This window comes from Photobacterium satsumensis (genome assembly GCF_050336935.1).
Taxonomy (GTDB): domain Bacteria; phylum Pseudomonadota; class Gammaproteobacteria; order Enterobacterales; family Vibrionaceae; genus Photobacterium; species Photobacterium satsumensis.
Genome location: NZ_JAKJSK010000006.1, coordinates 704165 through 718380, shown reverse-complemented (window position 1 = coordinate 718380; position 14216 = coordinate 704165). Strand labels below are relative to the sequence as shown.

The following is a 14216-nucleotide window of genomic DNA, read 5'->3' as shown; positions in this document are numbered from 1 at the left end:
AGGTACTATAAATGTCGTTTGAAACACAAATCTGAAGGTTTTACATTAGCTATGTTTCAGTAGTTTGATGCCTATTACACAATTTTGAGCCTGTTTATCCTCGCATTGTTCCTTGCACGGGCGGCCTCTTTTCATCACTGCTGAAATTCCTGTCTGTTTTACAATGCTTTAGTGTTTGTGGTGAAAAATGAAAAAACTTATTAGCTTGGCTGTGCCGCTAATTATTTCTCAACTGGTTGCGCAACTGTTGGTGTTTACCGATGTCTGGATGATGGCGCAGATGAGTATCCTTGCCATTGCTGGTGGTGGCCTCGGTGCTGCTGTTTATTCGATCATTTTTACTGTTGCAGGTAGTACTGTCGGTTGTGTGGCGAATTTAATTGCTATTGCTTATGGCAAAAGGCTGAAAGATAGGAAAAAAGGGGATGCAGATGTCAGTACTTCGCTCAAGAGTGGGCTGTTGCTTTCCGTTATCCTGACACTGACTTTGCTACCGGTTTTCTATCTGATGGATGGTTTGCTGATTAAAGCAAACCAAGATCCTGAGGCTGTTGTTTTAGCGGTGGATTATCTCGATGCACTTAAGTGGGCGATGCTACCGACGTTGGTTTTATTGGTTTTACGTAGCTTGGTCAGTGCGTTTGGCGATACCCGCTCAGTCATGGTGATGTCTATAGTCACGGTTATCTTGAATGTGCCACTGAGCTATTTAATGGCATTCCATTGGGAGATGGGACTGGCTGGCTTAGGCTATGGCACGGCGTTAGCTGCTTTTATTGTTATGCTTGGCTATGGCTACTGGGTGTTCACCCTAAATAAATACCGCCAATACAATCCGTTTAACAACATGCATGAGTATCGCATAGGTATCCTTGTTCCGCTGATGGCCATAGGGGTACCAATTATGATTGCGACTCTGATGGAGCATGCTCTGTTTTCTACCGCCGCACTGCTGGCGGGTACGTTGGGCGCTGTATCGTTGGCGATTCACCAAATTGCCATGCAGTGTCTTAACTTGTCGTGGAATGTGGCATTCGGTCTGTCGCAGGCTGCTTCAATCTTGGTAAGCCAACATGTTGGTCAGCAGGAGCCTGCGATGGTAAAGCGTTATGCCAAATTAGGTTTGCTGTTGGTAACCGTTACCAGTGCCGTGCTCGGAGCCATGCTTATTGCCAAGCCTGAATTCCTTACCGTTGTCTTCAATGTGGAAGGTGATGCGCTTGCTGAAGAGTTGGTTCTAGCCCTACCGAGTGTAATGATCATGGTCGCCACTTGTTTTGTTGTTGATGCCTGGCAATTGGCTGCGATAAGTATTTTGCGTGGCATGAAAGTGGTCAAAGCGCCGACGGTAACAACCGGTATTGGCTATTGGCTTATTGGTCTTCCTGCAGCATGGATTTTGATGCATATGTATGGTTTGGAAGGCGTATGGGGCGGGTTAGCCGTCGGACTTGCTGCTACAGGGTTGATGCTGGTGTTTATCTTGTTCCGTGAACTCCGTAAGTTGGATGTTCGGCACCCAGAAGATGATGCAGCACAAAGTGCAGCAGTGATGACATCCTAATAGCGGTCGGAAGAAATATGTAAATCGTACGGAATTTTTCCGTACGATTTGCTGAGCCAGTGCTGAACGGTTATACTTTTCACGTACGGATAATTTCCGTACTAATGGAGGGTAATATGGCAACAGCACGTTTAGACTTGCGTTTAGATGAAGAAATTAAAGCCAAAGCCGAAAAGGCCTCAGCATTATTGGGGCTGAAGAGTCTGACTGAATATGTGGTTCGCCTTATGGACGAAGATGCCACTCAGGTGATTGCACATCATGAAAGCATCACTGTTGATAATGATGCGTTTGACCGATTTGTCGAAGCATGTGATAAGGCGAAGGCACCGAATAAAGCTTTACTCGATGCAGTAGATTTTGCAGATGATAAGGGCTTTAAGTAAGTGAGTTGGTCCAAAGAATTTATCGAGCTTGATAAAAGGTTACATGACCGCGCATCGTTTGATTGCGGCGAGCCGGAACTCAACACATTTATTCAGACTCAAGCGGCAAAGCATATGCAGGCAGGTATTAGCCGAACCATGGTTCTACCTGCCTTACTTCCACTGCCAAATCAAAAATTACCGATTTGCGCATTTTATAGCATTGCGCCAAGCTCAATTTGCCGGGATACATTACCTGCAGCAATGGCAAAAAAACTCCCTAAGTATCCTATCCCAGTATTCCTGCTAGCCCAACTTGCCGTGCATCACGAATACCATGGCCATGGCTTGGGAAAAGTGAGCCTCGTTAGGGCGTTAAAATACTTATGGCAAGTCAATGCCCATATGAGAGCTTATGCCATTGTGGTGGATTGTTTGAGCCAAGAAGCCGAATCTTTCTATACCAAATATGGTTTCGAGGTGTTGTGTGAGCACAATGGCCGGATCAGGATGTTCATTCCGATGAAAACTGTCGCCCAGCTATTTGATTGAAGCTGTTTTATCAAAGCTGTTTTATCGCGAGAGAAGTAAGTGTAAAAAAGCCGGGTCATTGCCCCGGCTTTTTTGATCAACGTAAACGGAATACGTCTGTTTGTTTGTCGCTTTGCACTTCGGCAAAACTTCGGATGAATGGACCTTGTTGGCGAACGGCTTCAGGTAGGCGGTCAATCACGGCCTTGGCTTCTTCTTTGGTTTCGAAGTCCCCATAAATCACAGCATACCAGCGACCACTTTGGCTTTTCTTCCAGTTAACCCAAATCGGCTGTTGGCCTTGGATATGGTTAATGTAGTTTCTCACATCAGCTTGGCGCTCTTCTGTTAGAGCCAGTACCTGAATGGTGAAGCGCTCAGGGTTGAGGTGACCGTAGGCTTCTTCAGTGGTCATCTGGCCAATACATTGGCTATCAGTGTGTGTGTTTTCAGTGGTAGAACAGCCTGCTAACAGAAGCACAGCGAGAACTGCAAAAATCTTTTGCACAAAAACTCCTTGGTTAATAACCGTTATATCCCAGTATCTTGGATGTATATTTTAATTTTTATAAACGACAATTTTATCAACAATAATGAGTGTTTGTTTGACATTACTCGACCTGTTGAGAGTGTTTGTCGAAGAACACAGCAAAAGTTGCTTAAAATGTCGCCGCTGAACAAATAAAGCTCAGCACATTAATGCTAGGCGCTTGAAATTGTATAGAAAGTAACTTGTTTGATGGCTCAACCTACAGTTACCTCAAAAGTTGAATCTAAGGTGTGACTATTCTAGCTATTTTTCATTATACTGTATATATATACAGTCAGTTTGAGAGCGATGGTAATGAAGGTATTTCCTTACTTTATCGAAGGTGTAAAGTGTGGTTTCCCGTCACCTGCTGACGGCCATCAAGAAGAGCTTGATCTCGAGAGTTATTTGATACGAAACCCTAATGCGACTTTTTATCTAAGGGCATCAGGTGACTCAATGATGGGGGCGGGCATTTATGATGGTGATCTCTTGGTGGTTGATCGGGCAGAGCCGGTTGTCCCTGGGCGAATTGTGATTGCCCGTATTTATGATGAGTTTACTTGCAAGCGATTGATGCGCCATGAACAAGCATGGTGGTTAGTTGCAGAAAACCCCAATTTTCAACCATTCCCAATGCCTGAAGATTCAGAAATTTTTGGGGTGGTGACACGCAATGTCCATAATTTGTTGGGGTAAGCCATGGCAGCATTAGATGGATACCGTGATCAGGTATGGGCGCTTGTCGATGCGAAAAGCTTCTATTGTGCGTGTGAGCAAATATTTGACCCTAAATTGGTGAATAAACCTCTGGTTGTCCTTTCGAATAATGATGGTTGCTGTGTTGCCCTGTCACCACAAGCGAAAGCGTTAGGTATCAAACGTGGAGCCCCATGGTTCAAAATTGAGCGGGAGGCACGGAAAATGGGGGTTGAGGTCCGGAGTTCCAATTACACCCTCTATGCCGATATGAGCCGTCGTTTTATCGAAGAACTACACCGTTTTTCTCCCCATGTTGAACAGTATTCCATTGATGAGGCATTTATACGGTTAGATGGCTTCAAGTTGGATGGGTTAACCCAAATGGGAAAAGATATTCGAGATACTGTGTATACCCACCTAGGACTGCCTGTCAGGGTCGGGATTGGTGCAAGTCCAACATTGGCCAAGCTGGGTAACCATGCTGCCAAGCAATTCGAGCAGAGGGTCGAAGGCGTTATTCAAATTGATAATGAAGAACGGCGTCGTTGGTTGCTGGAGCGTTGTGCGGTGCAAGATATATGGGGAGTCGGGGCAAAAACGGCAACACGTTTACAAACCAGTGGCATCACGAATGCCCTTGAACTGTCAGAGCAAAAACCAGCTGATATGCGGCGTTTGTGGAATGTGGGGCTAGCCAGAACCGTACTTGAGCTTCAAGGGGTCGCGTGTATTGACCCCGGTGATATAGATGAAAAGCGCAAGCAGATATTGTCTAGTCGTAGCTTCGGTTCTGATTTGACTGATTTAGGCGACTTGAAGGCCGCTCTAGCGTTTCACTGCCAGCGTGCCGGGGAGAAACTTCGTCGCCAACATAGCCAGGCCAGTGTGGTCAGTGTGTTTCTTCGTACTAATCGCTATAAAGACTTGCCGCAGCATAATATCAGTTGTGCGAAAGAGCTGCTGTGCCCGAGTCAAGATAGCTATCGATTTCTCGATACAGCCATAACGTTGCTGGAGTCCGTCTATCGCCCGGGTTATGCCTATCAGAAGATCGGCGTGATCTTAGAAGGATTGACCGATGCCAACAATGATCAGTTTCAATTTGATATGTTCGATAACAGCGCATTGGAAGAGGTAAAACGGCGGGACCTAATGGCTATAACCGATCAGATGAACGCCAAATTTAAAAACGGTGTAAAGCCGGCCTCAGTGATAGGTTCAACCAACTGGCACATGCGCCAAGCATTTCGCTCGAATCGTTGGACAACACGGTTAGATGAACTGCAGGTGGCAAAATGTTGATAGGGGTTTATATAGATGGGTGTTTATTAACGCCTGTCGTTGAGCATATAACGAAACTGTATGTTATAGAGTGAAAGCGAATTTCTGAAGTCAGACAATTAGTTAATAATTACCTGTATCTTATTGCATTGTGAAAGATAGAGGTTATGGATGTTTATTTGGATAGGGATTGTGAGTGGCATTCTGATCACCTCATCGTTTACCTCTGGGTTGCTCAGTGCTGTTTTAGACTTCACCGCATTCATCATTATCATGTTCCTTGGGGTTCGGCGCTTAAAGCAGAATAATGAACGAGATAACTCAACAGAAAGCCAGCATAAGATAAAGAAGAGAGCTGTAGAGTTTAAAGAGGAAGTTAAGCATATTAACAACGAATCTGAACGGATAGACATTACACCGTAACGGATTTTGAAATGAGCCGGCAATCCTTATTAGCGTAACTATTCATAACGTAGCCATTCATAGTGTAACTAGTTTGGGTGTTTGCCGGCTTTTTAGTGTTTGACGGTGTAGAGAGGCGGTTTAGCTAAGAAACTGGATATAGGCCAATGACCCACCACCGATAGATACCCAAAGTATCACGCCAAGCAATAGCGGTTGGATACCCGCAGCCCGAAGTTTTTGGATAGTGATGCCAGACCCAATCAAGAATAGGCACACGACTAACACTCGCTTTGAGAGTGAAAAAACTGCACTGTAAAATGGTTGGAAGTCAGGTAACAAGTAAGCCACTAGGATAGCTAAGCAGTAAAATAGGATGAAGAAAGGTACACCTATTTTTTTGCTGTTCCCCTTGAACATCAGGGCGCTGAGGAACGCGATTGGAATAATCCATAGTGCTCGGGCGAGTTTTAATGTCGTGGCGGTTTTCAACGCTTCATCACCATAGGCACCAGCAGCACCCACAACCGATGAGGTGTCATGGATCGCAATAGCTGCCCATGTCCCAAACGCGTGCTGGCTCATCTCGAAAAAATGTCCAATCACGGGGAAGATAAACAATGCAATTGCATTGAGGACAAACACGGTAGCCAGTGCCAGCGACGTTTGGTCATCTTTTGCGTTGATGGCCGGTGCAACAGCCGCAATCGCGCTTCCGCCACAAATTGCCGTACCTGACGCAATTAGATGGCCTGTTTTCTGCTCAATACGAAGCAACTTAGTGAATATGTAGCCCAGTATTAGCGTACAGAATATAGACGCTACAATAATCCCGAAACCTTGCTTACTGGCTTCGATAGCTTGATCAAGCTGGATACCAAAACCTAAACCAATAATGGAGTATGAAAGGAGCTTCTTGGTTAAGGCTGCTAGATTGAATTGAGTAGGGACGATCCCAAAAGTGGCGAGGGTAAACCCGAGAACCAAAGCGATAGGGGAGCTAACAGCAGGTAGCAGGCACAGCAGTGCTACTGCGATGAAAATACCGTCGTTTTTGGTAAGCTTGTTTAAGTGAGGTTGAATTGCAGACATTGCGTATACATATGAACAAAACGTGGCAGGAGTATATGTCTAAAGTGGTATAAGGATAATTATAATCTTTTTATGCCGGGGTTAAGAAAAACTTAACCAATAGTTTGATGGTATTGAATAGACAGGATGGAGTAACGAGTGTTCCTTGTTACAGGGCTTCTATTTTTTGATCCACTTACCCGATGAGTCTTGGTAGTAGTTGCCTGGAGAGGTTTTCTCTATCGCTTTTTTGTGAGCGATGTGGCCAACTTCTTTAACTGTTAAACCATGGGAGACAGAAATTTTTTTGAAGGCGTTCGTTCGTCGCGTATTGATATTAGAAACCAGGCTTCTGACTTCTTTTGATGGACGGGCGGTAATAGGAGCAATAAGCCCGGTGTTGGCTTCCCCCACAAGCCCCTGATCTTTAGCCTGTTGCAGGTCGATAGCAAATGCACTAAAAGCGAGGAAGAAAGATAAAAAGAAGAGCAGTATTCGCGTCATGGCATACTCCCTGCCGACTCAAAAGACATCATCATCATTAAACAGCTCATCGATTTCCTTATCAACTTTAATTCGAATCTCGTGCTCTATTTTGACATTTAAATTAACTTCTATCGGCTTTTCTGATGCGGTAACTTGTACCGTCGGAGTGCAACCTGATAGTGCCGTAACAGACATTACCGAAAATAGGGTAATAAAAAATGGTATATAAAACAGCTTAAGTTGGATATCCATTGGTTACAACCTTTTGTGGACCTCATACCTAGCTTACTGCCCGTTAGCAGCATAGAAACGATAGGCGCGTCCAGCCATGTGATTTGTTAAATTCAAGCGCAAAAAGCTACTTATCCACACCAATCTGCTTTAAGAACATATTTTCCAGCTTTGTTGAATTAATCATGTTCAGTGTTTTTATCAATGCTGGAATGTTTTCTTCTAAGCTGAGGTTCAGATTTATCGGGCGTCCGGATAAAACATCAGGGTTTCGCCCTTTAAAATGTGATCTGGCACTCAGTTGTCCTTCTTTAGAATAGTCTAGATTAACGATCAGTGAGTGGTAGTTATAATTTTTGAGAATCTTGCTCACAACTAACAAGCTACTTTCACCGGCCGCCTCGACATTCTGATCAATGGCAGATCCTTCCTTGTATTTTAGGATCCCGCCAGGATACCGAGCATGGAGTTTCCCTGCCTTAATAACTGGAGCTTGATCTTCTAATCCCATAGGCAGTATGCCATCAACAATCCCCGTCATTTCGATATCTTTAGCTTCGACGACTTCAATCAGCTTAGGCAATTTCAAGCCATGAACCCGGATAGGTGTCGTTGGGATATCTGATAGGGAACGACTGGTAACATTGTTCAGGCTGATGTCTCCTCCCAGAACATAAGCTTTGGCTCGGTGCAGTTGGTAAAACGGTTGCTGGGTATCAAACTCAAGCAAGGCGTAAAGGTTCTCCAGTAAGACTCCAGCATGCAAGTAACTGACATGTAAGCTAATAGGTTGACGTGAGCGTGCTCCGTGATTGGATATATCGATAGCAAATGACACGTTGAGGTCGGCATAGTGAATATTATGGATATACCCACTTAAGTTTTTTGTATACAACCCAAGTTGACCTGACCACTGATTGCCTTTTACCGTCAGTTTCGCTTCAAAGCCTAGTGAACCAGCGGTGATATCATGATCTATCGGCAGCTTAGGGAGGTAATATTTCTTAAGCGATTGATCACTGGAAAAAGGAATATCATTACGGTGTAACTCAATATTGGCTTGCTGCAGAGGAAGTAAGTAATCGACGGTGTAGACAAATAACTTGGTATGGCGCTTGTTTAAAATACTGCCTTTGAATCTGGACCGACTTGGGTCGAGGCTAACGACACCTTCAGTCATTAATCCGGGTAAACGCTGATTATTTTGGCTCAAGGATAGGTGGATCTGATAACCAGCGCTGAGGGTAAATTGGACAGGCTGCTTTGGTTGCAAATCAATGTTGAATGCTAAATTAGAGGCAGAGGCGTTGAGTTGTCCGCCATAGCGTTGTACGGGCAATTGACTCGTATTTTTTTTCTGGCGGATAGTGGCTATTTCAGCTTCAGAAGCCTCTTCTGGAGTGATCAATTTTAGAGCGTCAAGGTTATTGGCTGTAATTGTAATTGGATGTTTGCCATCGGTCGAGATGGATAGTTTAGTGATTTTGTTTTGCCTGAATTCTTGGGCAAGGTTTATTTGCTTAGCGGCAATGGTGACTTTATCGGCATCAGCTTCAACCCATTCACCACTATGTTGATAGATTATTTTATCGATGTTGAGCTGTGTATCGACGAGTTTAAATTCAACATTATCTTCGGTCCATCCACCGACCATTGTTGATGATATTTTACTATTTGTAATGGCGAGTTCGGGTACTGGAAATAATTGCGGAATGAGTGCGTTGATGACACTTTTTGCGTGACACTGTAATGAATGTTCATTACTGAGAAAAGGGATCAGGCACTGAAGCTTCGAGAAAGCCAATTGCATATCATAGCCCAGCTTATGGTTATAAAACCGAAGCTCTTCAGTGTTTTTATCCAATCCCACAGCAATATTGCCATTCCGGTAATCAGCGTTAAAGCTCAGCGCGCCATCGGTGTTGAGCTCTAGCAGTGAAAGAGACGGGGCAGACTTATCTGATCGACTCGGGCTGAGTACGGCGTGTTGGAAAGCAAAGCGGTTGAGTTCAACACTGACTTTCTCCGGTAAGGTGACGTCGATGGCATAGCTGGCATGGTCGACATCTCGGAAATGAAAGGGATCGGTAGCCACAGTATTAGAAGGTGCTGCATCCTTGAATGTTAATGATGTCTGCTTGGCCGTGATGATGATGGGCTTGGTGAGTTCTGCACTCGGAATATCATATAGCTTGAGTCTATCAGTGAGATCCCGTGTCCGTTTAAATTTGGCCTCGCAGCGGAATTCCTTGGGTAAAGGGCTAATGAAATTCACATCGGCTTTACAGTCAAGCTCATTACCTTTTGGGCCAATAACCGTGCCTTTAAAGTCTGCATCTTCAAGAGAACGGTGCTTGATCAGCACATTGATGTCGTAGGGCTCATCAGGGCCGAGCGCTTTGCCAGTTAAATGAAGCTTTGCTTGTTTGTCCGGCTTGTTTTCTCGAACTCGTGGGGTATCCAGCACTAGCTTGGCATTCATGATCAAGTTGCCATACGTGAAATGACTGACTTTCAGATGTTTAATGGGCAGCAGGGCTAAATTGGCTATCGCATGACCAAGGTGCAGACCTTCATGAGTGTCATCAGGCTTTTCTAGAAATTCTGGTAGCTCTGCTGGTTGGGCAAAACGTAATTCTTCGGCCAGTAATCGCATGCTTGTGGCTGGCTGGTTAAGATCAACTGTTAGGGCAATGTCATTGCCTTGCTGCTGAAAACTACCAAGTAACGTTTGCCAACTTGGGGTTAGCTTGTCTATATGTACGGCCAACGGTGTTTTGTCTTTTTGCCAGCTGAGAGAAAAATGCCCTTTGTTGAACGCAATAGGATAGATATTTTGCCCAATGTCCTGTGGCAGAAAGGTGTTTAGCTCAGCGGCATCAATAATACCGGTTAAGGTAATGAAAGGATCAGTGGTCAGAACTAGCTGCAAATCATTCACCTGCTGTGGGATCTGTGTGCCTACTGTGTTTTCCACCATCACAGATGCCAACCGGCTGTGGGCACTAAAAACATAGGGGGCAGATAAATCGGTTAAATTAAATGTGATGTCGTTGAATGTAATGTCATTAACAGATACCCCATGGGCTTTAATCGCATTTTGTATGCCCGGCGCCAAGCGGACGACTGTATGGGGTGACAGTAAGCGCCATGAAGATGTAGAAATTGCACTTTGGTCATTAGAAAAGTGTTCGAGAGACAATTGCCTGATGGTGATTGCTGTTTTGTTGACTGAAATAGCGAGCTCATCAATTTGAATACGTTTGCCGATATGAATACCAGAGATCGCATTGATTTCGATCCCCTTTGAAGCTAGCCAAGGGGGGATGAACACGGCGAGTAGGACGATGGAGAAGATGATAAAAAACAAGCCATAGATAAACACGCGCACATACCGATAGCGGCTCGGTTTAGATGGCGAAGCATTGTTATTTTTGCCTACAGCGTCATTCATATAGCAATTAATATTCTAACTAACACAAATGTTTTATGACTTTTATAAGCATAAACGCTGCGCTGGAAATTGTAATAAATATTGTAAAAATCAAATACTTCTAGCTTAATTACTCTGTGGTTTTTTCTACTGTGTGTAACCTTTTCTTCTTGATTAGGATAAAATTTTGTCTTTTCTTGAAGTTGCTGAATTTCTGTTATTTTTTTATTGTTTTTTTGCATGGTTTTGCCTGATAACAAGAAAGTTTCAAGGTGTGGTTTTGATGTATAAATCTAGTTTTTGGCTGTAATTTGGATTAATTATCTTATTGCTTGTTTGGGGAAGGTTGATTGTTTGTGACAAAACTGAGACAAAGTGAGGTCAAACAAAAGAAAATCATCAGGATGTGATTATGTCAGAAACCTCTCCAATACAGCCGTCTCCCTCCGGGCCTATCTCACTGAGCAAACTGATTCGCTCACTAGGCCCTGGTGTGATGATGGCAACGGCCGCTGTTGGCGGCTCGCACTTAGTCGCGTCAACCAAGGCGGGGGCAATATACGGCTGGCAGCTTGCCGCTTTGATTCTGCTGGTAAACCTTTTGAAATATCCTTTTTTCAGAGCCGGCGTGCAATACACTATGGGAACAGGGAATAGCCTAGTACAGGGGTATGATGGCATGGGGAGAGGCTACCTATGGGTCTTTACCGGGTTAAGCCTGATCTCTGGTGTAGTCAACACGGCCGCATTATTGCTTTTCAGCGCAAGTCTATTGGGGTACTTCTTACCATTTGGCATGTCACTACCAGTCTTATGCGGTATTGTTGTTATTGCCTGTTTGGTGATTTTGATGGCTGGTCATTATAAGGCGCTAGATAATCTGTCTAAGATCATTATGACAGTGTTGGTCATCGCGACACTATCGGCTGTTGTTATTGCTGCGGGTAAAGGAAGTGTTGCTCCTGCTGATTTCGAAGCGCCTTCTGCTTGGTCAATTGCCTCGATTGGCTTTATTGTGGTGATGATGGGATGGATGCCTGCACCGATTGAAATTTCGTGTCTAACGTCATTGTGGCTTAAGAGTCAATGTAAAGAGCAGCAAGTCTCACCACAGTCTGCGCTGTTTGATTTCAATGTGGGATATATCGGTACAGCGATTCTTGCCATTATTTTCCTTTCCCTAGGTGCATTGGTATTGCATGGTAATGGTACTGAGTTGAAAGCATCGGGTATCGGCTTTTCGCATCAATTAGTCAGTATGTATGCCTCAACCATCGGCGAATGGTCGCGCTACCTTATTGCTGTTGTGGCTTTCTTTGCCATTTTTGGTAGTACCATCACTGTGATTGACGGTTATGCTCGTTCGTTGGCTGAAGCCCAATCATTATTGCAGTCAAAACCTGTTGGCCAACGTGCTTTCCACCATGGCTGGATGCTGTTTATTGCCGCATCCGCAATGGGGATCATTTTATTCTTTAGTTCAGCGCTAATGCCAATGCTTGATTTTGCGATGGTTATGGCCTTTATGACCACACCCATTTTTGCCTTACTTAACTATCAATTGGTTTCAAAAGCCGATTTACCCGTTGCTTTGCAATGGTCCAAGAAAATGAAGCTGCTGTCGTGGGTGGGCCTAACGTACCTGTTTGGCTTCTTGGCTGTGTTTATTTGGTGGAAGTGGTTAATGTAAAAAAGAGCCGGATACAGACAGGACGTAGGTATCCGGCAGATTCCATGTTGGTGTGGGGCTGCTATCGTCCGTGAGCTCTCTTCAGAAAGCTACACAGCCCTCGTTATAGTTATTAAATTCGTCTTACTATGATCAGTGTACGGCGTTAATGTTTACCTAAGTCATTTCAATCTGCTTGGGTATAGCATTCAATTAGCCAGCCAGTACGGGATCACTTATGACTTCATCTTTCTGCTTTGAATGAATGATTAAACGTTTCTTCGGAACGGTTAACTCAGTATTAATCTGCTTTATCCCTTCAATGAGTGCATTATGCACAACGTCAGTTTGCCCAGCCTCGAGGGCATGTAGTGCTCGGAATAATGTTTTTTGTAGCTCTTCGACTTGCTTATTTGCATGGTCGAGCTCAATAGAACCAAGAGAGATAAGGTCGTTGACTTGTTTGGCTGAGCCCGAAGAAGAGAAAGATAGCTGGTTAGAGATAATTTGCGAACTACATAGCTTTAAATAAGAGAGGGTTTGGCTGAGTGACTGAGCGGTTTTGTCCATCCGAAAACTCCTTGATATTTCATTATGCCACAGGGCTTAAAGGCAATAATGACGTCCGTTGTTGATAACTGATAATTTGAACAAAATGGTTGAATAGTTGTTGCTGTAGCTTTAATAACAATCTAGAGCAGTGTGAACGAGAAGAATTTGGCTCAGATCAAATTGAGGATAAACAAGAGCTTGTAATTAATGGGTTTTAGTCGTTTTTATGACTAACTTATCACAAAGGTATGAAATTTTACGGGGGATATACAAAAGATTTTGAATGATTATTCTGTAGCATGAATAAAGCGTGTTATGGGCTATCAATCGATTTGGTTGATACGCTATACCACGCGTTTAATGCAATTAGTGGGTGGTAATTTGTTACAGCATCTGAATCTTCTTGGGTCTATATCGTCACTATTGTTCTGACTGCTGTTCGAAATAGCTTTGCCAGCTTGTAGTAACTCGCTCGAACTCTTCAATACAAATATCTTCGCGTTCGGTTTTGACGTCAGAATCGAGATCTTGAAATAGGGTTTTGTGCTTATCAGGATCACTACCATAGACCAAACACAAACTATAAAAATAGCGTTGAATATCGAGGCTGTGCTCATCAATGAAATCAAGATCATCAAAACTGTCGATTTGCTGATCTTCAATAGCAAAAAGTGTGGCTGCATGTATCGCCTGGTCATCACCGGTATCGACATAATTGAGCATAAGGATATTTGCGAAGCTATCAGCCGCATCCTCTTCTTTACCCAAAATTGGAATCTCATTCAGTGCGATATAGGCGTGACCGAGTTCATGGAGCAAGGTATGCAGTAACGCACCTGCACTTGCTTTTAAAGCATATGCTTTGTTGGAATCGTGTAAATCGGGATTATCACTACTGCCTGCTATATCGGAAGAAAAGCGCTCAACCATTTCACGCCAAAAGCTATATGGGATTTCAATTTGGTTGGTCTCGGGATCGTAAAGTGGACCATCTAGCGCGCCAAAGACAATGTGCACAGGAGTAGGAAAATGAATAACCGACTCGGAGAGTGATTGTATCGTTCTAAGAGAACTTGTTTTCTTTATCTCGAGGATCGTTTGTTTATCAAGTTCGCTGACGCTTGGGGTGAAAGTGATACGGATATTGGGTAGTTCATTACTGTTACCATATACAGAAAAAAAGCAGGCGGCTAATACACCGCATATGCGAATAGCACGGTGAGTTTGTTTGAAAAGATGGGAAGATGTACCGCTGTTTGGTTGGGAAATGCGCTTGAGATTTGAGGTGGTTCTATAAAGTAACATGCTGAATACCATGGATGTACCCTAATGAATGATCAACTAACGATAAGTATGGCCTATTGCTAGGGCTGTAAGGTGGATCTCTCTACGATAACGTT

At 43.9% G+C, this 14216-nt stretch carries 15 protein-coding genes; 7 read left to right on the top strand and 8 right to left on the bottom strand.

Annotated features, from left to right (window positions below; translation table 11 throughout):
- Window positions 1-187: 187 nt before the first annotated feature.
- From L4D79_RS03400 to L4D79_RS03390, 3 genes are all read left to right on the top strand, one after another.
- The gene (locus L4D79_RS03400; RefSeq protein WP_428647381.1) at window positions 188-1564 is read left to right on the top strand and encodes an MATE family efflux transporter; all 1377 of its coding nucleotides are present in this window, start codon (window positions 188-190) and stop codon (window positions 1562-1564) included.
- Window positions 1565-1680: 116 nt separating this feature from the next.
- Window positions 1681-1950: a type II toxin-antitoxin system TacA family antitoxin gene (locus tag L4D79_RS03395; RefSeq protein WP_428647379.1), complete on the top strand. Its 270-nt coding sequence runs from the start codon at window positions 1681-1683 to the stop codon at window positions 1948-1950.
- On the top strand, window positions 1951-2481 hold the full coding sequence (locus L4D79_RS03390; RefSeq protein WP_428647376.1) for a GNAT family N-acetyltransferase: 531 nt from the start codon (window positions 1951-1953) through the stop codon (window positions 2479-2481).
- 76 nt (window positions 2482-2557) lie between these two features.
- Here the strand turns inward: L4D79_RS03390 and L4D79_RS03385 are convergent, their stop codons facing one another.
- Window positions 2558-2968 (bottom strand): SPOR domain-containing protein, encoded by a 411-nt coding sequence (locus tag L4D79_RS03385; RefSeq protein ID WP_428647374.1) that lies wholly within the window; start codon window positions 2966-2968, stop codon window positions 2558-2560.
- Between the two features lie 336 nt (window positions 2969-3304).
- On the opposite strand from L4D79_RS03385, the gene L4D79_RS03380 reads away from it, so the two are divergent.
- The 3 genes from L4D79_RS03380 (at window position 3305) to L4D79_RS03370 (ending at window position 5395) form a co-directional block, all read left to right on the top strand.
- Window positions 3305-3688: a LexA family protein gene (locus L4D79_RS03380; protein WP_428647371.1), complete on the top strand. Its 384-nt coding sequence runs from the start codon at window positions 3305-3307 to the stop codon at window positions 3686-3688.
- 3 nt (window positions 3689-3691) lie between these two features.
- A complete protein-coding gene (locus L4D79_RS03375; RefSeq protein WP_428647368.1) occupies window positions 3692-4993 on the top strand; it encodes a Y-family DNA polymerase in 1302 nt (433 codons plus the stop codon).
- Between the two features lie 150 nt (window positions 4994-5143).
- Window positions 5144-5395 (top strand): hypothetical protein, encoded by a 252-nt coding sequence (locus tag L4D79_RS03370; protein WP_428647365.1) that lies wholly within the window; start codon window positions 5144-5146, stop codon window positions 5393-5395.
- Window positions 5396-5515: 120 nt separating this feature from the next.
- Here L4D79_RS03370 and L4D79_RS03365 read toward each other — a convergent pair whose 3' ends face one another.
- The 5 genes from L4D79_RS03365 to L4D79_RS03345 form a co-directional block, all read right to left on the bottom strand.
- A complete protein-coding gene (locus L4D79_RS03365; RefSeq protein WP_428647363.1) occupies window positions 5516-6466 on the bottom strand; it encodes a YeiH family protein in 951 nt (316 codons plus the stop codon).
- Between the two features lie 159 nt (window positions 6467-6625).
- On the bottom strand, window positions 6626-6949 hold the full coding sequence (locus tag L4D79_RS03360) for a YdbL family probable chaperone protein (RefSeq protein ID WP_428647360.1): 324 nt from the start codon (window positions 6947-6949) through the stop codon (window positions 6626-6628).
- Window positions 6950-6967: 18 nt separating this feature from the next.
- Window positions 6968-7183, bottom strand: a complete 216-nt coding sequence (locus L4D79_RS03355) for a YnbE family lipoprotein (RefSeq protein ID WP_428647357.1) — start codon at window positions 7181-7183, stop codon at window positions 6968-6970.
- A 106-nt stretch (window positions 7184-7289) separates the two neighbouring features.
- On the bottom strand, window positions 7290-10616 hold the full coding sequence (locus L4D79_RS03350; RefSeq protein WP_428647354.1) for an intermembrane phospholipid transport protein YdbH family protein: 3327 nt from the start codon (window positions 10614-10616) through the stop codon (window positions 7290-7292).
- Entirely contained in the window at window positions 10613-10837 is a 225-nt protein-coding gene (locus L4D79_RS03345; protein WP_428647351.1) for a hypothetical protein, read from the bottom strand. The genes L4D79_RS03350 and L4D79_RS03345 overlap by 4 nt, the downstream gene beginning before the upstream one ends.
- A gap of 170 nt (window positions 10838-11007) precedes the next feature.
- On the opposite strand from L4D79_RS03345, the gene L4D79_RS03340 reads away from it, so the two are divergent.
- Entirely contained in the window at window positions 11008-12285 is a 1278-nt protein-coding gene (locus L4D79_RS03340) for an NRAMP family divalent metal transporter (protein ID WP_428647348.1), read from the top strand.
- 192 nt (window positions 12286-12477) lie between these two features.
- Here L4D79_RS03340 and L4D79_RS03335 read toward each other — a convergent pair whose 3' ends face one another.
- Together L4D79_RS03335 and L4D79_RS03330 are read right to left on the bottom strand one after the other, a co-directional pair.
- Window positions 12478-12834, bottom strand: coding sequence for a hypothetical protein (locus L4D79_RS03335; RefSeq protein WP_428647345.1), 357 nt, complete (start codon window positions 12832-12834; stop codon window positions 12478-12480).
- A 402-nt stretch (window positions 12835-13236) separates the two neighbouring features.
- Window positions 13237-14133, bottom strand: a complete 897-nt coding sequence (locus L4D79_RS03330; protein WP_428647342.1) for a DUF4344 domain-containing metallopeptidase — start codon at window positions 14131-14133, stop codon at window positions 13237-13239.
- Between the last annotated feature and the right edge of the window lie 83 nt (window positions 14134-14216).